Consider the following 22,362-nt stretch of genomic DNA (forward strand, 5'->3'; position numbering starts at 1 on the left):
TTCGCCAGCATCGCCTGCACCCTGATCTGCTACCGCCGACTCGCCAAATGAGATGACTTCTAAGTGCAGGGGCCGGCCCGTCCCTTGGGACCGGCGGGCGATACTGTGCCGACCGGTTCAACAAAATGTTGAGGGAGGGGGAGAGGGAGAGTTGAGCGGGAAGAAGGTCGACCTGGGCAAGCAGGCCGGTGACGCGGTCGCGAACCAGACCGACGGCAAGGACGGCATGTTCGGCTGCGGCTGCTTGCTCGTCATCGCGGCAGTCGTGGCGGTGATCGCGAGCAGCTGCATGGGCGGCGGCTCGGACGACAAGCCGAAGCCGAAGCACACGGTGTCGGCGGAGTGGAAGCAGACCCTGGCGAATCTCAACGACACGGTGCGCGGCGGGGATGCGTACTCGTTCTTCAACGATCTGCAGGACAAGGGCATCTCGGATGTGACGGTGCTGACGCCGGACGGCAAAGAGCTGGGCGAGATTCCCAGCCTGTCCGAGGTGTGCAAGGTGTGGATGCCGGAGGAGGGCGGGTCGGCGAAGCTGACGATCGCGCCGAGCGTGTGGGACTGCACGGCGACACCTCCGCCGCTGGTGTCTCGCTCGTATGACGGTGTGCTGGTGTGGACGTCGTCGGGTGTGGTGGCGACGATGTCGCCGACGCCGTCGCCGAGTGCGTCGCCGACGGGCTGCCCATCACCGAAGCCCAAACCGAAGCCGAAGCCCCGGCCGAAGCCCAAGCCCAAGCCGCACTACGGGTCAGGCGGGGGTTCGTCGGCCAGCGGTTCATCGTCCACCTCGGGCGGTATCGGCGGCGCCACGGTGGGCGGTAGCGGCTCCTCGTCCTCCTCGTCGGGCGGTTCCACGGGCGGCGATGATTCCAGCAGCAGCGGCGGGTACGAGGACGACGGCAGCTCGGGCTACGACCACGGCGGGTGCCCGCCGGGCGGCTGCTACCACCCGTGTCCGCCGGGCGGCTGTCACTGAGGCAGGAGGGCGCGGCCGGGCGAGTTTCGGCTGCGCCCGGTCACCGTGTCGGCTGCGCCCCCGCCTTGGAATGACGGGGGAGGTCAGGGGGGTGTGAGGGTGTCGAGTTGCGCGGCGAGGTCGGGGTGGGTGCCGGTCAGGTGGGGGCGGGTGGCGTGGAGGGGGTGGATGAGCTCGGCGGGGTCGTCGTGGGCGAGGGCTGCGTGGAGTTGGTTGAGCGGGGTGCGGGCGGCGTCCGGCAGGTCGGTGAGGGCAGTGATCTGGCCGGCGATGCGGCGCAGGTCGGCTGCGTTGTGGCGGGCCCAGGTGGCGGTGGTGCGTTGGGCGGCGCGGCGTTCGCGGGTGGCTTGGACGCGTTGTTCGCCGGTGGTTCCGGCGGGGCCGGGTCGGCCGCGGAGGTAGCGGCGTTCGGCGGCCTGGCGGCTGGTGACGCCGAGGGGGTGGGCGAGGTCGGCCCAGCTGGCGCCCGCGTCGCGGGCGGTCTCGATCAGGCCGGTCTCCCATCCGGCGAGCTGCTCGCGCACCTGCCGCAGCAGCAGCAGGGAGGCCAGCGCCTGCTCCGGCCCAGGAGTGGGCGCACCGGGAATGTCCGGTGGTTCTTGCCGAGCGTCACGTAGGGCGTCGTCTATCGCGTTAAGGGCCACCGCGGCGGCGAGGAAGGACGCCGGGCTGTGGGCATTCGTGCTGGTAGCGGGCGGCTGGTCGGCTGCGGTCACGGGCACCTTCCCCTGTTGTCGTCACATGGATGACATCTTGTTTGTCATCCATTGGATGACATGGTACAACGGTGTCAGTGAGGCGCATTGGCAGCAACTGCCTGAACCTTCTGGAGGTGTTTTCCGATGTTGATGCGCACTGACCCCTTCCGTGACCTCGACCGGCTGGCGCAGCAGCTGATGGGTCCCGGCACCTGGTCGCGGCCGTCCCCGATGCCCATGGACGCCTACCGCGAGGGTGACCAGTACGTGGTGGCTTTCGACGTCCCCGGCGTCAGCGCGGACGCGATCGACATCGACGTCGAACGCAACATGCTGACCGTCAAGGCCGAGCGGCGGCCGGTGGCCAAGGCCGACGACGTGCAGATGGAACTGTCGGAGCGGCCGCTGGGCGTCTTCTCCCGCCAGCTGGTGCTGGCTGACACGCTGGACACCGAGCACATCCAGGCCGAGTACGACGCGGGCGTGCTCACGCTGCGCATTCCGATCGCCGAGCGTGCCAAGCCCCGCAAGGTCGCCATCGGCGTCGGGTCCGGCCGCAAGGAGATCTCCGGCTGAGCCGGACCGGCACCGGCTCGACAGCGGCGGAGGACGGGTATCTGTTCGCCCCTCTTGCCCGTCCTCCGCGCCCCGAAGCCGAGGAAGGGCGGCGCCCGACATGACGGTGCGACGAGAGGCGTTCCTCGACCACGTGAAGGAACGCGGCGAGTACGGCACCCTGCAGGAGGCCGAACGCGCGGCCCGTGTGGTGCTTGCCCTGCTGGGCGCGCATCTGGTCGGCAAGGTACGCGCCGAACTGGCCGCGTGTCTGCCGGAAGGCTTCGCCCTGGTCCTGCTCAACCCGCTGCAGAGCGCCGAGCCGCTGCCTCCGGAGCGGTTCGTGCGCGCGGCCGCGGCCTGGATCGAGGGCGCCACCGAGCAGACCGCGGCCTGGGACGTCAGTGCCGTCCTCTCCACGGTCTCCGACGCCGCCGGCAACGCCCTGCTGGATCAGATCCTGCTCCAGCTCCCCGCGGGCTACGACCTGCTCTTCGGCCGCCCCGGCCCACCTGACCACCCACCCACCGGTGACCGCACACCGGCACCACGACCTTGGTGACAGAAAGGCAACCACCGCAATGATGTCCGCCCGACCCGCACCGTTCCAGCAGCCCTACGACAGGGCGCACGAGCAGATGCTGGAGAAGGTCCGCTACGACGGCGCCTACCCCACCCGCGAGAAGGCCGAGGAAGCCGTCCGCCTGGTCCTGGCAGGGCTGGGACGCCAGCTGACCGGCGACGAACGCGTCGAACTGGCCGCCTGCCTGCCCTTCGAGGCCGCACGTGTCCTCACCGCCCAGATCCCCGACACCCAGCCGCTGACCGGCTGGGCCTTCGTCAAGGACCTCGCCGCCCGCACCGGCGCCTCCCAGGCCACGACCCGCTGGGACACCGGATCCGTCTTCTCCGCCGTTGCCGCCTGTGCAGGCCCCGACCTGATCACCCGCATCCTGCACCGGCTTCCCTCCGGCTACGCGCTGCTGTTCGGCCGCGCCGAACTCACCCCCGCCGCGTAGACGAGGACGGCGGTTCTCGGAGCGGGCACGACGGCCGCCGTCGCTGCCCCGCCCTGCGCCGGGCGCCCTCCCGGCCGATCGCAGGAACGAAGTGATGGCCTATCACGCGGAGAGGACTGGCTGACCGACAGCATCCGGGCCGCGGGTCAGCCTGTCAGGAGGTGAACATGACGGAGCATGGTCAGGAGGCCCCTTCACCGTTCGACGCCGACGCCCCTGGGCCTGAAGAGCTTGCTCGAAAGATCGGCCAGTTGCAGCGGGAAATCGGCCAGCTTCAGGAAGCCGTGGTCTCGCATGCGGTGATCGACCAGGCCATCGGCGTCGTCGTATCCCTGGGCGGCCTGCCTCCCGGCCAGGGCTTTGGCGTTCTGCGGATGGTCTCCCAGAAAACGAACATCAAGCTGCGGGAGGTTGCGGAACAGATCGTCGGCTGGCCCGCCAGCAAAGAGCTGTCCGAGGACATCCGACAGGCCCTGGAGACCGCTCTGTCTCAGGCGGGCTCCGCCTGAACACGTACCCGAGCCAGGGTTCACCGCCGGATCTTCAGGGCCACGTACCGCCCAGGCCCGCCCCGAGCATCACTCAGCGCCATATGTCCGTTCGCCATAGCCATACGAGAACAGGGTCGGCCAGGTAGTGCCGTACCCGGGCGAGCCGCGCACCGAGGCGACCGGTCTCAGACTTGGAGAGGGGGCCGAGGCGGTGAGAGGGCCGGTGAGTGATGGCGGAGGAACCGGGTGCCGCGCTGGCGATGTTTCTGGAGCGCTCGCACGCCGCCTCCCCGCGGCAGGTCGCGCAGCTGGTAGACGAGGCGGCCCGTCGGCTGGGGATGGCGTCGGCGGTCATCTACCTGGCGGACGTGCAGGAAGACCAGCTGGTGCCCCTGCCCCACGCCGGGGGCCGGCACGCCGCCGCCCTGGCGGTCGAGGGGACGGTGGCCGGATGGGCCTACAGGACCATGTCGTTGCGGCTGTCGCGCCGTCGGCCACTGGCGGTGTGGCTGCCTCTGGTCGACGGCATCGCCCGGATCGGCGTACTGCGCGTCACCGCCGACCAGCTCACCCCCGCCCGGCTGGACGGCGCCACGCAGCTGGCCGCGGTGACCGCTCTGACCATCGTCTCCAAGAGCGGATTCAGCGACCTGTTCAGCCGAACCACCCGCCGGCGCCCGATGACAACCGCGGCGGAGATGGTCTGGGCGTTCCTGCCCCCGCGCACCCTGGGCACCGACAAGGTCACCTCCAGCGCCGCACTGGAACCCGCCTACGAGATCGGCGGCGACGCCTTCGACCACGGTCTGGACGACGGACGCCTGCACCTGACCGTGGTCGACGCGATGGGCCACGACCTGGCCGCGGGACTGGCCTCCGCCGTCGTCCTGGCCGGCTGCCGGTCCACCCGCCACGCAGGCGGCACCCTGACCGACATCACCGACCGGATCGACGAAGACCTGCACCGCTGGCGCCCCGGCGGCCTGCTCACCGGCGTCCTCGCGCACCTCGACCTCGACACAGGGCCACTGGCCTGGATCAACGCCGGCCACCCGCCACCGCTCCTGATCCGCGCCCACCACGTCGTCCCCGGAGCCCTGGAAGCCCGCGGCCGGGGGCTCCAGTGCCACGCCGAGGCGATCAGATGACCATGGAATGCCCTGGGAACCACAAAGATTCAGCCAAGTGGCCTGTTCATGCCAGGTATGGGGATTGTGAGAGTTCCGTAAAGAAGTGATCATCCTTCTCGCTGCTCTGCGAAGAGCGGCAGCGAGCACTGGGCTCGCGTCGCAAGAAGGGGACTCACCCTGTTCTCAAGCAGCGACTCGTCGCCGGCCAGACGGCTTGTGCGTACGAGGTCCACCAGCAGCCGAGCCGTTGCGCGGCTCACCGTACTTGCCGTGGCATGTGCCCTCCTCACTTCGGGAGGTGGCGTGACAGCGATGGCCTCCGACACTGCCCCGCCGGCTCCTGACACCGCACCGGATCGCGCAACGGCGCTGGCCGCGGCTCAAGAGCGCGGGGAGCGCGTCGAGATCACCGGGGAACGCACAGACGATGCGACCTCGTGGGCCAACCCCAATGGCACCCTGACCACCGAGGTGTTCAGCAGCCCGGTCCGAGTGCGCCGCAACGGTTCTTGGACCGCGGTGGACACGACCCTCGCCGACACCGGCGCCGACGTGACGCCCAGCGCCACCACCGCAAACCTTGCCTTCTCCGACGGCGGTTCAGGACCGTTCGCCCAGGTCACCGACGGTAAAATGTCCCTGGGCCTGTCGCTGCCCGACAAACTGCCGGCACCCGCCCTGGACGGCGACACCGCCACCTACGACAACGCCGTCGCCGGAGGCGACCTCGTCGTCGAAGCCCTGCCCACCGGTTTCTCCGAGCAAGTGGTCCTCGACCGGCGTCCAGATGACGCGACCACCATCCGCATCCCGCTGGCCACCTCCGGCGGTCTAAAAGTCGCCCAGGACACGAGTGGGCACCTGCTGCTGAAAGACCCCTCGGGCCGGACAGTCGCCGACGCCCCCGCGCCCCACATGTGGGACTCGACCGTGAACGACGCTTCCGGGCTGCCGGGACACGACGCCAAGGTCGACTCCCGGATCGAGGACACAGCCGACGGCCAGGTTCTGGTCCTTTCCCCGGACCGCTCCTTCCTGGACTCGTCGCAGACGAAGTACCCAGTGACCATCGACCCGACCACAACCCTGGCCGTCACCACGGACACCTGGCTGGAGACGCCGAACTATCTCGATTCCCAGCGCTCCTCGACGGAGCTGCGGGTCGGCTCCTACGACGGCGGAACCCACCGGGCACGCGCCTACCTGAAGTTCGACACCTCAGCCTTCACCGGTGAACACATCGTAGACACTGACCTCTCCCTGTATTCGTACTGGTCGTCCACCTGCTCCACCACCGGGTCGGGCGTGCGGGTACGCCGCGTAACCTCCACCTGGGATCCCTCGGGGATCACCTGGGACACCATGCCCTCGGTCACCAACACCGGCCAGGTCGTGAACACCGGCGCCCACGGTTACTCCTCGGCGTGCCCCGCCGCGCACAGCCACTGGGACGTCGACAGCATCGTGCAGTCCTGGGCGGACGGCGCCCCCAACTACGGCGTGCAGCTCAGCGCGGTCGACGAGACCGATTCCCTGAGCTGGCGGCGCTACTACTCGGCCAACTACACCGGCGGCAGCAGCTATGTGCCGCACCTGACGGTGACCTACGAGGACACTGACCTGGCCGGCCTGAAGGACTCCGCGTCTTTGAGTACTCCCGTCGTCAGCAGCGGCACCGTCACGGACGCATCCGGCACGCCGGTCACCGACGCCGACGTCGTGCTGTACGCCTGGCCGGACAACGACAGCGAAGCCGCACTGCAGGAGGGCGACACGGTCAAGCTGCAGCCCGTGGCCAAGGCGGTGTCCGACAGTTCGGGCGCCTACGCACTGCGCATAGCCGACCTGTCGTCCCTGGCACCCCAGGCGGGCAGCGACGGCCTCGTCAACTTCGAGACCGTCGCCTACTCCGGCACGACCCAGGCCAACTTCAGCTTCCCGCGCAAGCTCGTCAGTGCGTCGAGTTCATCCAATGGCTCTGCCTATCTGGCCGCGGTCACCGCAGCCGGGACCCCCGCCAACGATGCATTCGCGAGCACGGACTCCGCGACGGAGATCACGAGTGCCCAGACCGCGCCGGTGACCGCCACGCTCGCTCTGCAGAGTCTGTCGGCCTCGACGGCCTCCGCCGACTCCACAGCCGCCACGGACGAGACGGACACCGCGCCGGTATCGGTCGCGGACAGTCCCGGCAGCGCGGACCCGGACGACACTGCCCCCGACGACGACGCGGGCGTGACCAAGGGATGCAGCGCTCAGCTGGTGAAGAACCTCGGCGCCAAGTGGGTCATCGTGGGCCAGACATACAGCGCCACGACGGGAGTCTCGCACACCTTGTCCTACAGCAAGGGTGCCTCCAGCACGCTTGGGGTCGGCATATCGTCCACCGGAACCTATGGCACTTTCGAGGCGAGCGGGACGAACTCCAAGTCGAGCACCGTTACCAACGACTACCCGTCCTACGGCAACCACCGCGGCGCCTACTACAAGACCGAGTTCGGCTACGGCAAATACCACGTCATCTGCGCCTACGGCAAATACAACAACAGGGACTACTACGAAGCCCGGGCCAAGGGCTACTACGGCGGCGAGAAGGTCACCACGGCCCGCATCCCCAAGGCCACGCACTGCGCGCAGTACCTCAAGGGCGGCAAGTTCACCCGTACCACCTCCAAGGCCATCACGTGGACTGACGGGGCAAGCACCGCCGACGCAGTCGGTCTCAACCTGTCGTCGGAAACCGGATACTCCACCGACACCACAGTCGTGTACTCGTTCAGCGCCACCCGCTACATGTGCGGTACGGGCGGTGCTCCGGGCAGCAGCCACCCGTACAACTTCGTCGCGGCGAGCAGCAGCAGCGGTTACACGCCATGAACCACATCGCATCCCGGCGTCTTCGCCGCACCCGCCTGGGGGTTGTTGCATCGGCCGTGGCACTGAGCACCGTCCTTGGCTGCTCGCAGTCGACGGCGCCGGCGGGCGGGGGTCCGCTGGACGGCCCGGACTGGGAGAAGGCAGGTTCGGCCACCATGTGCATGCCGGCCAAGCCGGGCGGGACTCTGACCTTCGGCGGGGACGAACTGCACAACTTCGGTCACGCGAAGGTGGTGGTCGACAGGGTTGCTCTGCTCCATCCCGAGGGTCTGCGTCTGGTCGACGCACTTCTCCTGCCTACAGGTAACAACCTCATCGGGTACGACAACCACTACCCACCGACGAAGACCTTCCGCGACGCGGTAGGGACTGCCTGGGAGCACCGTGCGCCCGCCGCCGGGGCGACGATCGCCCCCCAGTCGGACTCGCCGGCGCGCACCCACAATTTGGTCGTGGCGATCCGCGTGACCGGCGGAGCGAAGGTCCGCATGACCGGTGTGATCGTCGACTATCACGTCGGCGGCACCTCATATCGGTGGCACAACATCACCAGCCTCGTCGTCCAGACGAAAAAGGCACAGTGCTGACTCATCTGCGTCTCGCGGGCTGGGCAGTTCTCGTGGTCGGGCTGCTGGCGGGGGGCTCCACGCCTCTCGCCGGCAGCCCGGCCGGGCCCAGCCGGGAACAGGCCGTCGTAGCCCTGGTGAACTCCTCATCCCCCCGGAACGACCTCTTCAACGGACAGTTCTGCGGTGGCGTCCTCGTCAAGAAGAATGTCGTTCTCACTGCCGCGCACTGTGTCCGTGCACGCCGTCCAGGCTCGGTCGACGCCGTCATAGGAGCCGACAACCTTTGCCACGGTGCCCCCATCCAGGGGCAGCGCTTCCACGTCACCCAGACCGTCCTCGCCCCGCGCACCCCAAGCGGTACCCCGGACGCAGCGCTGCTCGTCCTGTCCGCCACGACACAGACGCCCCCAGCCGGGCTGCCCTCCCACCACGCCCCCACGCCTGCCCGAGGCACAGCCTTCGGCTGGGGCCGCGATGGCTACGGCGGTGTCGCACCATGCCGACGCACCAGCGTGCCCCTCCGCTTCGTGGCCCACCAGCATTGCTCGACCGCTCAGCGCAGTCTCGGGCGCATCCCCTACACCAAGGGTCAGATGTGCGCTGTACCGGACGCCGACGCTCGTAGGAACACCTGCACCGGAGACTCGGGCAGTCCAGTCTTCGGCACCGACGGCCACGAAACGGTCGTCGGGCTGGTCAGCTGGGGTCCGAGTTGCCGTATCGACGACGTCGGCGTCTACGTACGAGTGGCCTCGCTGCAGCGGTGGATCGCCCGGGCAACATCACAGCCACCGGCCAACAAATGAGGTCTCTCGCGCGGACAGCCGGCTGATCAGGGACCAGCGAGCTCGCCTCACGGTCAGGCCCCTCCGGGGTCCACGCAGGTTCGAATCCTGCCCTCTCCGCCTCCGCCCCTCAAGCGGCGGCGCGTGGTACAGCCCGTACGACGACCGCTCCATCCAGGGCCCCAGCGATCTCGACATCGACCACATGGTCCCGCTCGCCGAGGCCTGGGACTCCGGCGCATCCGCCTGGACGGCGAAGGAGCGTGAGGCCTACGCCAACGACCTCGGCGATGCGAGGGCACTGATTGCGGTCTCGGCCACCAGTAACCGCAGCAAGGCCGACCAGGACCCCAGCACGTGGCTTCCGCCTGCGGCCGGCTACCGCTGTCAGTACGTCACCGACTGGGCCGCGGACAAGGTGCGCTGGGGACTGAGCGTCGACGCCGCCGAACAGGTTGTCCTCGCCGACCTGCTGGACAACTGTCCGGACGTCCCCGTCACCGTCACCCGGGCCCGCTGACCCCACCCCGCCCGCACGGGTCCTGGCGCGCTTGCCCGCGCGCCAGAGCCCAACTGGTCACCGGGCAGGTCAGGTTGTGGTGGTGCTGTGGCCGGGTGGCTTCAGCACACGGTGGCGGTGACCGTGGGGTGAAGGAGGGGTGGGGGAGTTGTCGTATCTGGTCGACGCGCGTAGCGCACTGTGCAGAGACTGCGGTTTTGTCATGTGCGCATCTCCAACCCCCCCACACCTGACGGAGACTTCCATGCGCCGCGCTCTCCTTATCCTGCCCGCGACCGGTCTGCTCCTGGTCGGGCTCTCGGCCGCACCCGCCCTCGCGGAGCCGCCGGCCCCGCCCTCCACCGCGACCGCCCGCACCGAGCTGGCCGCTCTCACCGTCGCCGCACCGCACTCGATGGACGGCTACAGCCGGGACGCGTTCGACATCTGGTCGAAGCAGCCGGACAGCTGCACGACCCGTCAGGACGTCCTGGCCCGGGACGGCAAGGACGTCCAGGACGAGACCGGCAGCTGCCAGCCCTCATCAGGCTCCTGGTACTCCGCCTACGACGACACCACGGTCACCGAGGTCGCCAAAGCCACCATCGACCACATGGTGCCCCTCGCCGAGGCCTGGCGCTCCGGCGCCGACACCTGGACCGCCGACCAGCGCAAGGCCTTCGGTAACGACCTCAAGGATCCCCAGCTGCTGATCGCCTCGGAGTCCTCCAACAGCTCGAAGTCAGACAGCGGGCCGGCCGACTGGAAACCGACGAACCACGCCTTCTGGTGCACGTACGCCAAGGACTACACGCACATCAAGTCCATCTGGAAGCTGACCAGCACCGACGACGAAAAGACGGCGCTGTCCTCCATGCTCGACACCTGCACCAACTGAGCATTCCCCGGTCCGGGCGTGTCCCACGCGGGGCACACCCGGACCGGGGCGCCCGACGCTGCAGCCGTATCCGCCAGATACTCCACCGACGCCGCTGCAAGCTCGCCGGAAGATGGCATGGATATCTCCGTTGCGAGCGGATGCAAAGCTTTTGCCAGTGATGGCGTGTCCGTCGATGACGGGCAACTTTCACGACAACTGCCTTAAATAGATGGAGATTTGGAGTGGGCGTTTCCTAGTGTTGCGCTGCCTGCCGCCGCAGTGGTTCGCAAATGGTGCGGCCATGAGTAGCGGCAGGGGGAGGGGAACGTTTCGTTGAGTAAGACCACACAGAGGCTGTTAGCGGGTGCGTTCGCGGGCTGTGTACTGGCCGGGGGAGTGGTGGGTGAGGCCGCGGCCGAGCCGGCGCCGGTGACACAGACCCTGCGAGTGACACAGACAGGTCCTGTCAAAACCGCCCGGGTCCAGGCGTCCGGAACCAGCTGCCGGATCGGCTACATCATCATCACCCGCACCAGCATGTGCCTCGATATCAGTGCCCGCGTCGACCTGCTGCGCAACGGCAGGCCTGTGGGCTCCGCCAGCTTCGAAATCAAGCACTCCATGGGCCTCAAGACGAGCAAGCTCAAGTGGGGTGAGACCTTCACCGTCGGCAAGGCCACACTCGTCAATGCCTCCGGCGTCAGGGTCAACGTCTCCGTCGGTGCCGGCCGCGGAGTGAAGACCAGCGTCAAGTATCCCCAGGGCTCCACACTGGGACCCGTCCGCAAGGGCTCCGCCAAGTACGCAGCCACGGTGAAGAAGAACAAGGCCCTGAGCGCCCCGGCCTCCTATCGCTTCAACTTCAACAAGCCCGGATACACGGCCGGATTCATCACGTATAAATCCGCCAAGTTCCGCTGCGACGACACCTTCTGGGCACGGGACAACCGCCGACGGGTCAAGAACCCCGGCTGCGTCTTCCCCGGCTACGCCCCCATCTTCAGCCTCTCCCACACTGACGCAAAGGTGAAGGAGTCCGCCCGCCACATCGCCGACGCCCAGCGGGCCATCACAGGCCACCCCGGTGCCTCCGCACCGCTGCACCGCATCACCAGCGAGACCACCATCAACAAGCACCGCAACGCCATGTGCGGCAGAACTCACGCCCCCCAGGGCAAGGACTGCGACGAGTACCCCTTCGCAGCCACCAAGGAAGGCGGAAACCCCCGTCGCGGAAGCACACGCATCATCTCCGCCAGCGACAACCGCACCGCCGGTGCGCGACTGGGCGGCTTCTACAAGAGCCAGCGCGTCCTCAACGGCGACGCCTACTATGTGCACATCAAGTAATGCTGCCGTAGCTGATCGATGATCTGGGTGCTGCTCTCACTGGTCGAGAGCGGCACCCAGCGCCGTACACGGGCACACGAGACGGAGTTGAAGACGGCGTGACTACCGAGACCAAGGACCTCTACGTCGAAGACCATGATCTCCTCATCGATCCCATGCTCGAGGGAATCATGGAGTTCCCCGAACACTCCAGCATCACCAACAGCCTCATCGGCTTCCACAGGGACTTCGGCACCATTCTGACCGGAATGGAACGCGGCCATCTCCGCGTCACCGTCGAGATCCACACCGAACAGCCCACGCTGGACACGGAGGACTGGGAAGACGTCGTCGACATCTCCGCCGACTTCACCCGCGGCCGGGCATTCCTCGCCAGCTACGACAAGGCGTGCACCACTAACCTCGCCTTCGACGGTCCCGGAGCCTACCGAATCCGCACCCACGCCCGGGGCCGCGCAGCCGTCAAGAACGCCGCACTGCCCCGCCAGCCCCACTCCTCTCGGACCAGTCCGCCCCCCGAGACCTACCTCATCCAGGTGTGGAAAGCTCCCGCAGCCCTCGAGGAGATCCACAAGAGCAGCGACCACGCCGCCCTCCCGACAGCCGACTACACCGGCCCCAGCACTTCTCCATACCAGCCGGCCGTAGACGCTCCGAAGATTCATGCCGAGGGTGGCGGGATTGTGCTCATCCGCACCTGCTTCACCGCGCCGCAGGCCTGGCACAGCCTCTTGCGCCTCATCGACAACGGTTACGAGGACGGCGAGGCCATCGACGTCACACCCCTCGACAACGGCGCGTACGACGGCCTGACAGAAGAGCAGCTGCGGACCTTGATCGACCGTGGCGACGACGACTGGCCTCACCACACCATCCTCCTCGTTGCGGACCAGAACGCCTTAGCCTCGCCCGACCTGCCGCTGCTGGCCGTTGACAACCCTCCTGGCGAACCTGCTCCGTCCTTCCGTATTCCGCGGGAGCACCTGGAAGACTTCGTGATCAACATGGATCTGGGAAACACCGACTTCCGCGAGTGGTCCCGCGACGCCGGCGACGACGGCATCTACCGGGCGGCCGCCGACGGCGCATAGCGCTGCCGAATGCCCGAATCGACATCGAGCCCTGGACTTCCGTCCAGGGCTCACCCGTATCCCTCCCGGCCCGCCGCCCCGGAAGACAGCCCTCCGGGTGGCCGTGGTCGCGGGACACAGAGCCCGCAGCCGCGGCCGGCCGCGCAAGAGCCGGCTGGTGACGGCGCCGGCCGATGACGGGGCGTGGCACTCACCCGGGCGGGTGCCACGCCTGAACCAACGAGAACGAGAGCCAGGCGAAGGGCGGCGTCCAGGCGTACCGGCCGCCCGAGATCGCCGCGCCCAGGGCGACCAGTCCCGGACGCGGCTTTGGGAGCCGAAGCCGTCCTTGTTCTCGGTATGGCCCCGACCTACGCGTCCTGAGCCAACCCGATCGAGGCCCCCTTCGGCCCGCTGCGACAGTTCACCCTGGCCAACCCAAACCGTCGCAGCCATCCCGCGCAGCCCCAGGCCCTGCGTCGCTGTCTGCGCTGGCGCAACGCCAACGACTCCCCGAATGGCTCGACGCCGTCCGCCAGAACAGCCTGCCCAGCCTCCACACCCTCGCCACGGGCATCGACCGCGACGCCGTGATCGCCGGCCTCACCCTGCCCTGGAACTCAGGCGTGGTCGAAAGGGGACCTGGCAAGCGGCAACGGCGGGCGGGTCAGTCGTTGAACGCCGTGGCCACGGCATCTGCGAGCTGGTTCAAGACGTCCCGTGCGAGCTGCACCGACCCGGTGAACGAGAAGAAAGCGTGGGTGGCGCCCTTGATCGGGAGGTGCGTGACCGGCACGTCGGCGTCGGCGAGCTTCTGCGCGTACCGCTCCCCCTGGTCCCGCAGCGGATCGTGTTCGGCGGTGACGATGACGGCGGGAGGAAGCCCGGCCAGCTCGTCGGAGCGCGCCGGCGATACGCGCAGGTCGGCGCCTTCGTCGGGCGTGTTGAGGTAGAGGCCCCAGAACCATTCGAGCCAGCTGCGGCTCAGCAACGGTCCTGCCATGTTCTCGTACATGGAGGGGCTGTCGTCGAACCGGTCGAGCGCCGGGTACGCCAGTACCTGCAGTGCGATGTGAGGTCCCCCGCGCCGCTGCGCTTCCTGCACGAGGGCCGCGGCGAGGTTGCCGCCGGCGCTCTCGCCGAACACCGCGATGCTCTGCCCGTCGCCGCCGAGACTTCCGGCGTTGGCCGCGACCCATGTCAGGGCGGCGTAGGCGTCTTCGATCGCCGCCGGGAAGCGGTGTTCGGGCGCGAGCCGGTAGTCGACGGAGACCACGATCGTGCCGGAGCGGTTGGCCACGATGCGGGCGATGTGGTCCTGGCTGTCCAGGTCTCCGAGGACCCATCCGCCGCCGTGGAAGAAGACCGTCACGGGCCGCGGCCCGGAGCGCGGGAGGGTGGCGGGGGCGTAGATGCGGATGGGGACCTCGAGGCCTTCGGCGGCGGCCACTGCGTCGTGCACGCTGCCGACGGGCTCGACGTCGCCCGCGAGGGTGGAGAGGCTGCTTACGAGGTCGCGGTTCTCCTCGACCGTTCGGCTCTCCGGTGCCGGTTCGCCTCCTTCGGCCAACTTCTCGAGCAGGGCATCGATCTGGGGGTCGAGGGACATGATGAGGGCCTTCCCGGGCTGGCGAGACGACGGAGAGTGGAATGGCTGTTCCAAGCTCTTCAAGTCGCAGGAGTGCAGTAGCGGCAGCGTGATGCCGTCCGGCGCTGCGCGGCCCCGGTCACGACCGGCCCCGCGCTCCACCCGCACGCGCACGTGGATCGGCGAGTGTGAGGTTCCTGCCGGCGGCCACTGCGGGCATCGGCGGGCAGATTCGCGACCGGCTCCGCAAGGGCGTCCGCCGTGAGATGGGCCGATACCTCGGTGCGAGGCCGACGGCCCCGGGCAGGGTGGCCACGGGTCGCCGTCCGGCGCTGAATCGCTGGCCCTGGCTGCGCTGTCGTACCTGTTCTGGATGTGGGCCCGCCGGGGGCGGTGCGCTGGGTGCGGGTCAGCGGGCGAGGGAGATCGCGAAGGGTGTGAATCCGGTGGACCGGATGACGTGCGGGACGAAGAGGATCGCGGCCTCTGTGGCGCGGGCGGTCTGGATCCCGCCGAGGTCGGTGATCCACTCCTTTTGCCAGCCGAGGTCGGTGAGCAGTTCGTGGACGGTCTGCTTGGCCTGCGGGTCGTCGCCGGAGACGAACGCGGTCGGCGGCTGGGTGAGCGTGGCCGGCGCGGTCATCACCGGGAAGAGCATGGTGTTGAGTGTCTTGACGACGCGGGTTTCGGGGAGCGCTTCCTGGAGTTGCTCGGCGAGGCTTGAGCCGGGGTGGATCAGGTCGGCAGGCAGTCCGTCCGGTCCGTCGGTGGTGGCGTTGGAGACGTCGACGAGGATCTTGCCGCGCAGTTCCTCGCGCAGGGCGGTGAGCCGCTCCAGCGAGCCGGCTCCCGGGGTGGCGTTGATGACGATCTGGGCTGTCCGGGCGGCGTCGGCGGCGGTGCCTGGCGCGCGGTCCGCGACGCTCACCTCATGCCCTGCCCGGGTGAGGGCTGCGGCCAGGTTGCCGCCGACGCGGCCGTTTCCGAGAACTGCGATCGTGGTCATGATGATGTGGTCCTTTTCGTGGGTGCGGGTTGTGGTGCGCGCTCAGCGTGAGAGCGTGGCGACGGCCTCGGCGTGGACGCCGGGCGCGGCGGCCAGGAAGCTCTCGCTCTGCGGGGTCCAGGGGCGGCCCTGGGCGTCGGAGATCTGTCCGCCGGCCTCGGTGACGAGCAGCGCCCCGGGCAGCAGATCCGCGCGGGCGCCGGCGAACTGCCAGAAGGCGTCGATCCGGCCGGCGGCCACGTTGGTCAGGTGCAGGGTTGCGGGCACGGCGGTGCGGACGACGAGCGCGTCGAAGAGCATCGCGGTGATCGAGGAGCCGACGCGCCGCACGGCCTTCTCGTCCTCGTCCGGCCGGGCCTGGCTGGTGGCCACGATGCTCAGGCCGAGGTCCGCAGTAGGGGAGACGTGCAGCGGTCGGCCGTCGAGGCGGGCGCCCGCGCCGGTGAGCGCGGTGTAGGTCTCGCCGGTCAACGGCAGGTGGACCACGGTGAGCACCGGCTGGTTCTCACGCACGAGGGTGGCGGTCACCGCCCACTCCGGCAGGGCGTGCAGGTGGTTGACGTTGCCTTCGGCCGGATCCACGACCCACCATTCGCCGGGCGGCAGCGCCCCGCCGTCCAGCTCTTCCTCCACCCACCCGGCATCCGGACGCAGGCGCGTGAGGCGGGGGCGCAGGATGCCGAGGGCCGTGTCGTCGTTGGCGGCGAGCGCGTTCATCAGCTCTTCGCGGGTCTGGTGGCGGACCACCTCGCCGAAGCGATCGCGCAGCGCGGAGCCGGCCGCACGCACGGCGATCGCGGTCTGGCCGAGCAGGTCGGCGTCGGAGGCGGCGACATCAGTGGTCTGAAGCATTTCGGACATGGTGAACTCCCTTTTGAGCAGGAGGTGATGAGGCCGTTCGGGCCGAACCGTGCGCTCTGTTCAGCGCTCTGGTCTCGAAGGTATACAGCCCCTTGATTAACCTCAAATGCATGTCAAGCACGGCTAGGATTACTCACATGCAATTGGATCTGAACCTGCTGGCCGCGCTCGACGCGCTGCTGGAGGAGGGCAGTGTGGCCGGGGCGGCCGCACGCCTGCATGTCACCGCCCCCGCGATGAGCCGGAGCCTGGGCCGGATCCGGCGCACGACCGGGGACCAGATCCTGGTGCGCACCGGCCGCACGATGACCCCGACGCCGTACGCGATCGCCGTCCGGGAACAAGTGCACGAGCTGCTGCACCAGGTCCAAGGGGTGCTGGCGCCGAGCCGTGAACTCGATCTGGCAACGCTGGAGCGCACCTTCACACTCCGCTGGCACGACTCCCTGGTCGCCCTGAGCGGCCCCGCACTGCTCTCGGCCGTGCGTGAACAAGCGCCGGGCGTGCGACTGCGCTTCGTCGCGGAATCGAGCAACGACACCCCCGAGTTGCGGCGCGGCGAGGTCGACCTGGAGGCGAACGCCAACCGCCCGAGCGCACCGGACATCCGTGCCGAGAACGTGGGCGAGACCCGCCTCGTCATCGTCGTGAGGCAGAAGCACCCCCTCACCCGCGTCAGGACCGTCACCGCAAAGCGGTACGCCGCCGCTGAGCACGTCACCGTCTCGCGACGTGGAAACCTCAGCAATGCCCTCGACGACGCCCTCGCGCGGCTCGGCCTCACCCGCCGCGTGGTGGCGACCGCGCCCACGCAAGCGGCCGCGCTGGAGTTCGCGCGCGGCTCCGATCTCCTGATCAGCGTCCCCGAAGCCACCACGCGCTCAGCGGTCGCCGACCTCGGCCTGGCCGTGCTCCCCCTCCCGCTCGAACTGCCGTCGGCACCGGTATACCTGTCATGGCATCAGCGCTACGACACCGACCACGCCCACGCCTGGCTGCGCGGGCTGGCGCGAACCGCGCTGGCCATGAGCGGAGCGTCGTCGTAGTCGGCGCCGCCCGGCCGCCTCACCCCTTCAACGCCGGCAGCGGCCTGTCCGTGCGGGTGCCGGCCGTGGGGCGGCCAGACCGACGCCTGCGGCTCACGACCGCGGATCCGCGGGCCCTCTCACTCGGTCGGTTCCTGGCCGGTGAGCAGGCTGAGCAGGCCGGCGGGGGCGTTGTCGCCGAAGATGAGCTGGTGGTTCTTGTCGGATTCGGCGGCGAACCGGGCGCTGCGGGAAAAGAGAGCCTGCTCGTACTGTGCAAGGGCGGCTTCGATGTCGTCGGGGTGTGCGGCGATGGCTTTGCCGAGTTCGGCGCCGTCGAGCATGGCGAGGTTGGCGCCCTCCCCGGCGAACGGTGACATGAGGTGGGCGGCGTCGCCCACCAGCGTCACTCCGGGAACGCGGTCCCAGCGGTGGCCGATCGGCAGGGCGCTGATCGGGCGCGGGGCGAGGGCGGTTTCCCCGTCAGTGATGAGTGCGGTGAGCTCAGGCGCCCATCCGGTGAATTCTGCCGCGACCTGGGCTGCCGCCGTTTCGGGGCTGGCGAGGAGGGAGGCGATCCAGTCCTGCGGCTTATTGAGCGCGACGTAGGTGTGCAGAACGGCGTGGGCCTCTCGGTGACCGAGGATCCCCTTGCCGGCTGTGACGGCGAACAGGGAACCGTCGCCGGTGGCCTTGGCCGCTGCGGGGTGGCGTTGGTCGGCGTCGTACAGGTAGGTCTCGATGAACGACGTGCCGACGTACTCGGGCTTCGCGTCGGAGAGCAGCGGCCGGATTCTCGACCAGGCGCCGTCCGCGCCGACGAGGAGGCCGGTCGTCACGGCCGGCCCGTCGGCGAACGCCAGCTCGTGCCTCCCGTCTCCGAGGGGACGGACACTGGTGACCTTGTGTCCCCACTGGATCATCTCGCCGGGCAGCGAGTTGATCAGGATGCGACGCAGGTCTCCGCGGAGCACCTCGGGACGCCCGCCCGTGCCGTCGTCGGGCTGGTCGAGCAGGACCGCGCCGTGCTGGTCGAGCACGCGCACGGCCTCGCCGCCTTCGTGAATGATCGCGCGGAACTCGTCGGTGAGGCCGGCCGCTTCGAGGGCGAGCTGCCCGTTGTACTCGTGGAGGTCGAGCTGACCGCCCTGCGTGCGGGCGTCCGCCGATGTCTCGGCTTCGTAGATGGTCGCGGGGATGCCGTGCAGGTGCAGGACCCGGGCGAGGGTCAGGCCGCCGAGCCCGGCGCCGATGATCGTGACGGGAGTGGTCATGGTGGTTTCCCTTTCGGCTGGACACGCTCTACTCGGGTACAGTGTTCGCAGTAATGGCGCCACGATAACACTACTGCGAACAGTGAGCGCAGTAGTGAGGAGGGAAACCCGATGGACGACGCTCACACGGTGGTCTGGAACCGGCCGGAGCGGGCCGCGAAAGGTCCCGCACCCTCACGCACCCGGGCGGAGATCACCGCCGCCGCCATCGCGATCGCCGACGCCGAGGGCATCGAGGCACTGTCCATGCGGCGCGTCGCCAAGGAACTGGGAACGGGCACAGCCTCGCTCTACCGCTACCTGGCGTCCAAAGACGACCTGCTCGATCTCATGCTCGACGCCGTAGCGGCCGAAGACGGCGGCCCGCCTGCCCCCACCGGCGACTGGCGCGGCGACCTGCGGACACTGGCCCATCGCTCCCGGGCCACCATCCACCGTCATCCCTGGATGACCTCTCTCGCGGCAGGGCGCCCATCACTTGGACCGAACTCCCTCGATGCCACCGAACACGCACTCGCCGCCCTCGATCCCCTCGGCTTCGACATCGACGTCATGATCACCGTCGTCGACACGCTGCACGCCTTCGTCCGCGGCTACGCCATCGGCGAGCTCGCCCAGCAGGAAGCCGTCCGACGCTCCGGAGTCGGCATCCAGGAATGGATGGACGCCCACGCGCCCTACCTAGACAAAGTCGTCAGGGCCGGGCGCCATCCACTCCTCGCCCGCGTCATTCGTGATGCCGAACTTCCCCACGCGGCCGACAGCGCCGAACGCGGTTTCCAACTGGGACTCGAACGACTCCTCGACGGATGGGAGGCCAACCTCCCCATCCGGCCCTGACGATTCGACAGCGCCAACTGGCAGTTCATCGGGGAACTCCACACCCGGGCGCCGGCCTCCGCGCGCTGAACCCCCGACACAGCGCGATTCCCACGAGCCAGCATCAGAGAACGATCGGGGTGACCAGCTCCGCACACCACACCTGTTGCATCCGCTACAGTGCCCCGGACCGCCCCTGATCTGCGGAAACTCCAGCCGCACACACGGGACGCCCCGGAGAATCTGCGGGGATTCCGACTGTCCGGGAGCAGACATTGAGCGGGATTGGGTGGAGCGCACCGGCTGCTGGAGCCGGGTCACCCGGGTAAAACAGGATGAATTGCATCTGATGCAACACTCCGCACGGCGCCCAGAAGGCCGTTTTGGCTGGTCGGCGAGGCGGACCCCGAAGGGGGCCGCCGAGTCGATCAGGCTCTGACCTGCACATTAGCACATAGATTCATCATTGTTGCGTTTGATACAACAGGGTGGTGAGCACGCAAGCACCCGGTTCGGCCTCCCTTGTTCTGGCCCGCAACGTCGTCCATCTCGACCCGGCGCCCGCCGTTTTCGGGGCGATGAAGGAGGGCTGGGCCAGGCAGCAGTCGGCCAGGTTCTTGAAGTCCACGACCATCGACCCGCGGGTCCGGCTGATCGAACGCTTCGAGGAGTTCACCGGCCTCTACCCGTGGCAGTGGACGCCAGCGGACGGCGAGGCGTTCATCGCGCACTTGCGAAGCGGCGGGAAGCCGATCCAGATGTCGACCGCGCGAACGTACGAGGTGACGATCGGCCTGTTCCTGGAGTACCTCCTGGACGCCCGCTACGGGTGGCTGCACACCTGCGATGAACGCTTCGGCGAAGTGCCGCAGGCGGTCTTCCATGAGGGCAACTCGGTCCTGCACACCGTCGAGTACGAGGGCGACCCGCGGCGCCGGCCCCTGACCTACGACGAGGTCCAGGCACTCTTCGATGCCGCCGACGCCCGGCCGGGCAAGATCAAGGGGCAGGGCCGCAAGGGCCCCTGACCGCGCTGCGGGACGCCGCGGTCCTCAAGACCATCTACGCCTACGGCACGCGCCGGACGGAGTCGTCCAAGGTCGATCTCGTCGACCTGCGACGCAGCCGCAAGGCTCCGAAGTTCCGCGGCTACGGCAGCCTGATGGTCCGCTTCGGCAAAGCCTCGAAGGGGGCGCCGCCCAAGCGCCGCACGGTGCTGATGGTCCCGGAGATGGGCTGGGCGGTCGACGTCCTGGACGAGTGGGTGACCGAGATCCGGCCGCACTTCTCGCCCAGCCGTCACCCCGCGCTCTGGGTGACCGAACGGGTCGGGCGGCTGTCGCCGCGCTCCATCAACGAGGCGTTCGTGGCGGCCCGCGAGGACGCCGGCCTCGACGAAGATCTCGATTTGCACTGCCTCCGTCACAGCTACATCACACATTTGACCGAATTTGGATATCCCGCCCGGTTTGTTCAAGAACAGGTCGGGCACTCCCATGCGGCCACGACGGCGATCTACATGGGGGTCTCGAACGAGTACAGGAACAAGCTGCTGGAGACTTCCATGAGGAACCGGCTGGGCGACGACTGGGACGTGGCAACGTGATCAAGAAGATGGGCTACCAGTGGCAGCTGCGGCAGCTGATGGCCGAACGCCAGATGTTCCAGACCTCCGACCTGGTGCCGCTGCTCGCCGAACGCGGCGTCGTCCTTTCGCGTGAACAGGTCTACCGCCTGGTCACCCAGCCCCCGCAGCGGATGAGCATGGACACCCTCGTCGCGCTCTGCGACATCCTGCAGTGCACCCCGAACGACCTGATCAAGCCCGAGGTCGTCAACACCCAGCTCCGCAAGACCGCCGACGGGGAGTCGGGCCCGACGCCGACCGCCCCACGGCGGACCGTCATCCGCCGACCCGGCCAGCCGTGAGGCGACAGAACGCCCACCAGCGCCGCCGTCAGCAAGAACTCGACCAGGCCCGGGCCCGGCTGATCGCCCACCTCCTGGAGGCGATCGGCCCGGACCTGACCGCGGAGGCGGCCCAACGGATCCTCGAACAGGCCAAGGCCTGGGGATCGCTTCGCGCACGCGAGCTGGACGACCACATCGCCGAGAACCCGAACGCGCTGACGGCTCCGTCGTCGTACTGCCCGCTCGTGCTGGTGCGGCTGCTGAGGCAGTTGGACGCCGCCGGCCACGGCGAGGCGGTCACCCAGCTCGCCTGCGCGATCTGCGGACGCACCAACAGCACGCTCCGCCGTCCCACCCCGGCCGGCCGCTGCTGCAACTGGTGCCTCGACCGGGACTCGCTCAAGCAGTGCGCCCGCTGCAAGCAGGACGGACACATCGCCGCCCACCGCGAAGAAGGTCCGATCTGCCGCGTCTGCTATCGCAAGGACCCGCTGTTCCAGCAGGACTGCGGCAAGTGCGGACAGCACCGCGTCCCGGCCTTCCGGAGCGAGGACGGCACAGCTCTCTGCTCGGGCTGCTACCCGCGCCCCGAACGTGAGTGCGCCCGTTGTGGTGACCAAGCCCGGGTCTGGGCGAACACCGAAGAGGGCCCGGTCTGCCGCCGCTGCTACGACGTCCCGGGCCGACTCTGCGGGCTCTGCGGCCGCGTCCGGCGGATCCACATCCGCGCGGCCAACGGCCAGCCGGACATCTGCGACGCTTGCTACCGGGGCCGCACCGGCGAGTGCAGCGTCTGCGGTCGGCTCCGCCCCGGATTCCGGCACCGCGGCGGCGCCTTCCACTGTGGCTCGTGTCAGCCGCGGCGCGTCCGTCTATGCGCCGACTGCGGGAAGTCACGGCAGGCGAAGAGCACTAAGAAGTCATCTCATTTGGCGAGTCGGCGGTAGCAGATCAGGGTGCAGGCGATGCTGGCGAG

General features: G+C 68.8%; 22 protein-coding genes and 2 pseudogenes. 19 read left to right on the plus strand and 5 right to left on the minus strand.

Going from position 1 to position 22,362, the window contains the following annotated elements:
• Nucleotides 1–151 precede the first annotated feature (151 nt).
• On the plus strand, nt 152–979 hold the full coding sequence (locus ACZ7P3_RS41255; RefSeq protein WP_472089821.1) for a hypothetical protein: 828 nt from the start codon (nt 152–154) through the stop codon (nt 977–979).
• A gap of 83 nt (nt 980–1,062) precedes the next feature.
• On the opposite strand, the gene ACZ7P3_RS41260 is transcribed toward ACZ7P3_RS41255, so the two are convergent.
• Entirely contained in the window at nt 1,063–1,695 is a 633-nt protein-coding gene (locus ACZ7P3_RS41260) for a type III effector protein (RefSeq protein WP_472089823.1), read from the minus strand.
• A gap of 126 nt (nt 1,696–1,821) precedes the next feature.
• Here ACZ7P3_RS41260 and ACZ7P3_RS41265 point away from each other — a divergent pair, with 126 nt between their 5' ends.
• The 13 genes and pseudogenes from ACZ7P3_RS41265 to ACZ7P3_RS41325 form a co-directional block, all read left to right on the plus strand.
• A complete protein-coding gene (locus ACZ7P3_RS41265) occupies nt 1,822–2,253 on the plus strand; it encodes an Hsp20/alpha crystallin family protein (RefSeq protein ID WP_472089825.1) in 432 nt (143 codons plus the stop codon).
• A 100-nt stretch (nt 2,254–2,353) separates the two neighbouring features.
• Nucleotides 2,354–2,794 (plus strand): DUF2267 domain-containing protein, encoded by a 441-nt coding sequence (locus ACZ7P3_RS41270; RefSeq protein ID WP_472089827.1) that lies wholly within the window; start codon nt 2,354–2,356, stop codon nt 2,792–2,794.
• Nucleotides 2,795–2,813: 19 nt separating this feature from the next.
• Nucleotides 2,814–3,251, plus strand: a complete 438-nt coding sequence (locus ACZ7P3_RS41275) for a DUF2267 domain-containing protein (protein WP_472089829.1) — start codon at nt 2,814–2,816, stop codon at nt 3,249–3,251.
• 167 nt (nt 3,252–3,418) lie between these two features.
• Complete coding sequence (locus tag ACZ7P3_RS41280) at nt 3,419–3,760, plus strand: ANTAR domain-containing protein (RefSeq protein ID WP_472089830.1); 342 nt, start codon at nt 3,419–3,421, stop codon at nt 3,758–3,760.
• 212 nt (nt 3,761–3,972) lie between these two features.
• Entirely contained in the window at nt 3,973–4,890 is a 918-nt protein-coding gene (locus tag ACZ7P3_RS41285) for a PP2C family protein-serine/threonine phosphatase (protein WP_472089832.1), read from the plus strand.
• Between the two features lie 294 nt (nt 4,891–5,184).
• The gene (locus ACZ7P3_RS41290) at nt 5,185–7,749 is read left to right on the plus strand and encodes a DNRLRE domain-containing protein (RefSeq protein WP_472089833.1); all 2,565 of its coding nucleotides are present in this window, start codon (nt 5,185–5,187) and stop codon (nt 7,747–7,749) included.
• Between the two features lie 56 nt (nt 7,750–7,805).
• The gene (locus tag ACZ7P3_RS41295) at nt 7,806–8,336 is read left to right on the plus strand and encodes a hypothetical protein (RefSeq protein WP_472089835.1); all 531 of its coding nucleotides are present in this window, start codon (nt 7,806–7,808) and stop codon (nt 8,334–8,336) included.
• 116 nt (nt 8,337–8,452) lie between these two features.
• On the plus strand, nt 8,453–9,124 hold the full coding sequence (locus ACZ7P3_RS41300) for a S1 family peptidase (RefSeq protein WP_472089850.1): 672 nt from the start codon (nt 8,453–8,455) through the stop codon (nt 9,122–9,124).
• Nucleotides 9,125–9,149: 25 nt separating this feature from the next.
• Entirely contained in the window at nt 9,150–9,623 is a 474-nt protein-coding gene (locus ACZ7P3_RS41305; protein WP_472089851.1) for an HNH endonuclease family protein, read from the plus strand.
• A 244-nt stretch (nt 9,624–9,867) separates the two neighbouring features.
• Nucleotides 9,868–10,500, plus strand: a complete 633-nt coding sequence (locus ACZ7P3_RS41310; protein ID WP_472089836.1) for a GmrSD restriction endonuclease domain-containing protein — start codon at nt 9,868–9,870, stop codon at nt 10,498–10,500.
• Nucleotides 10,501–10,929: 429 nt separating this feature from the next.
• Nucleotides 10,930–11,832, plus strand: coding sequence for a NucA/NucB deoxyribonuclease domain-containing protein (locus tag ACZ7P3_RS41315; RefSeq protein ID WP_472089838.1), 903 nt, complete (start codon nt 10,930–10,932; stop codon nt 11,830–11,832).
• Nucleotides 11,833–11,930: 98 nt separating this feature from the next.
• Nucleotides 11,931–12,923, plus strand: coding sequence for a DUF6924 domain-containing protein (locus ACZ7P3_RS41320; protein WP_472089840.1), 993 nt, complete (start codon nt 11,931–11,933; stop codon nt 12,921–12,923).
• A gap of 345 nt (nt 12,924–13,268) precedes the next feature.
• Nucleotides 13,269–13,409: pseudogene (locus ACZ7P3_RS41325) on the plus strand (IS630 family transposase); the annotation flags it as partial.
• Between the two features lie 160 nt (nt 13,410–13,569).
• Here the strand turns inward: ACZ7P3_RS41325 and ACZ7P3_RS41330 are convergent.
• The 3 genes from ACZ7P3_RS41330 to ACZ7P3_RS41340 form a co-directional block, all read right to left on the minus strand.
• On the minus strand, nt 13,570–14,511 hold the full coding sequence (locus ACZ7P3_RS41330) for an alpha/beta hydrolase (protein ID WP_472089842.1): 942 nt from the start codon (nt 14,509–14,511) through the stop codon (nt 13,570–13,572).
• Between the two features lie 388 nt (nt 14,512–14,899).
• Nucleotides 14,900–15,496 (minus strand): NADPH-dependent F420 reductase, encoded by a 597-nt coding sequence (locus tag ACZ7P3_RS41335; RefSeq protein ID WP_472089843.1) that lies wholly within the window; start codon nt 15,494–15,496, stop codon nt 14,900–14,902.
• A 42-nt stretch (nt 15,497–15,538) separates the two neighbouring features.
• Nucleotides 15,539–16,357, minus strand: coding sequence for a 3'(2'),5'-bisphosphate nucleotidase CysQ (locus ACZ7P3_RS41340; protein WP_472089844.1), 819 nt, complete (start codon nt 16,355–16,357; stop codon nt 15,539–15,541).
• A 137-nt stretch (nt 16,358–16,494) separates the two neighbouring features.
• Here ACZ7P3_RS41340 and ACZ7P3_RS41345 point away from each other — a divergent pair, with 137 nt between their 5' ends.
• A complete protein-coding gene (locus ACZ7P3_RS41345; RefSeq protein ID WP_472089845.1) occupies nt 16,495–17,403 on the plus strand; it encodes a LysR family transcriptional regulator in 909 nt (302 codons plus the stop codon).
• 119 nt (nt 17,404–17,522) lie between these two features.
• Here ACZ7P3_RS41345 and ACZ7P3_RS41350 read toward each other — a convergent pair whose 3' ends face one another.
• Nucleotides 17,523–18,656: an FAD-dependent oxidoreductase gene (locus tag ACZ7P3_RS41350; RefSeq protein WP_472089846.1), complete on the minus strand. Its 1,134-nt coding sequence runs from the start codon at nt 18,654–18,656 to the stop codon at nt 17,523–17,525.
• Between the two features lie 111 nt (nt 18,657–18,767).
• Here ACZ7P3_RS41350 and ACZ7P3_RS41355 point away from each other — a divergent pair, with 111 nt between their 5' ends.
• The 4 genes and pseudogenes from ACZ7P3_RS41355 to ACZ7P3_RS41370 all read left to right on the plus strand — a co-directional run bounded on the left by ACZ7P3_RS41355 (nt 18,768) and on the right by ACZ7P3_RS41370 (nt 22,333).
• A complete protein-coding gene (locus tag ACZ7P3_RS41355) occupies nt 18,768–19,496 on the plus strand; it encodes a TetR/AcrR family transcriptional regulator C-terminal domain-containing protein (protein ID WP_472089847.1) in 729 nt (242 codons plus the stop codon).
• 557 nt (nt 19,497–20,053) lie between these two features.
• Nucleotides 20,054–21,081: pseudogene (locus ACZ7P3_RS41360) on the plus strand (tyrosine-type recombinase/integrase).
• Nucleotides 21,078–21,404 (plus strand): helix-turn-helix domain-containing protein, encoded by a 327-nt coding sequence (locus tag ACZ7P3_RS41365; protein WP_472089848.1) that lies wholly within the window; start codon nt 21,078–21,080, stop codon nt 21,402–21,404. Before ACZ7P3_RS41360 ends, ACZ7P3_RS41365 begins: the two are co-directional and overlap by 4 nt.
• Complete coding sequence (locus ACZ7P3_RS41370) at nt 21,401–22,333, plus strand: hypothetical protein (protein WP_472089849.1); 933 nt, start codon at nt 21,401–21,403, stop codon at nt 22,331–22,333. Before ACZ7P3_RS41365 ends, ACZ7P3_RS41370 begins: the two co-directional genes overlap by 4 nt.
• Nucleotides 22,334–22,362: the final 29 nt, after the last annotated feature.

It is taken from the genome of Streptomyces sp. NPDC107581, from assembly GCF_055657175.1.

Excerpts from the sequence above, each read along its gene's own strand:
- ACZ7P3_RS41340 (WP_472089844.1), bottom strand. The coding sequence starts at position 16,357 with ATGTCCGAAATGCTTCAGACCACTGATGTCGCCGCCTCCGACGCCGAC.
- ACZ7P3_RS41310 (WP_472089836.1), top strand. The coding sequence starts at position 9,868 with ATGCGCCGCGCTCTCCTTATCCTGCCCGCGACCGGTCTGCTCCTGGTC.
- ACZ7P3_RS41265 (WP_472089825.1), top strand. The coding sequence starts at position 1,822 with ATGTTGATGCGCACTGACCCCTTCCGTGACCTCGACCGGCTGGCGCAG.
- ACZ7P3_RS41330 (WP_472089842.1), bottom strand. The coding sequence starts at position 14,511 with ATGTCCCTCGACCCCCAGATCGATGCCCTGCTCGAGAAGTTGGCCGAA.
- ACZ7P3_RS41275 (WP_472089829.1), top strand. The coding sequence starts at position 2,814 with ATGATGTCCGCCCGACCCGCACCGTTCCAGCAGCCCTACGACAGGGCG.
- ACZ7P3_RS41290 (WP_472089833.1), top strand. The coding sequence starts at position 5,185 with ATGGCCTCCGACACTGCCCCGCCGGCTCCTGACACCGCACCGGATCGC.
- ACZ7P3_RS41350 (WP_472089846.1), bottom strand. The coding sequence starts at position 18,656 with ATGACCACTCCCGTCACGATCATCGGCGCCGGGCTCGGCGGCCTGACC.
- ACZ7P3_RS41280 (WP_472089830.1), top strand. The coding sequence starts at position 3,419 with ATGACGGAGCATGGTCAGGAGGCCCCTTCACCGTTCGACGCCGACGCC.
- ACZ7P3_RS41270 (WP_472089827.1), top strand. The coding sequence starts at position 2,354 with ATGACGGTGCGACGAGAGGCGTTCCTCGACCACGTGAAGGAACGCGGC.
- ACZ7P3_RS41335 (WP_472089843.1), bottom strand. The coding sequence starts at position 15,496 with ATGACCACGATCGCAGTTCTCGGAAACGGCCGCGTCGGCGGCAACCTG.
- ACZ7P3_RS41355 (WP_472089847.1), top strand. The coding sequence starts at position 18,768 with ATGGACGACGCTCACACGGTGGTCTGGAACCGGCCGGAGCGGGCCGCG.
- ACZ7P3_RS41285 (WP_472089832.1), top strand. The coding sequence starts at position 3,973 with ATGGCGGAGGAACCGGGTGCCGCGCTGGCGATGTTTCTGGAGCGCTCG.
- ACZ7P3_RS41345 (WP_472089845.1), top strand. The coding sequence starts at position 16,495 with ATGCAATTGGATCTGAACCTGCTGGCCGCGCTCGACGCGCTGCTGGAG.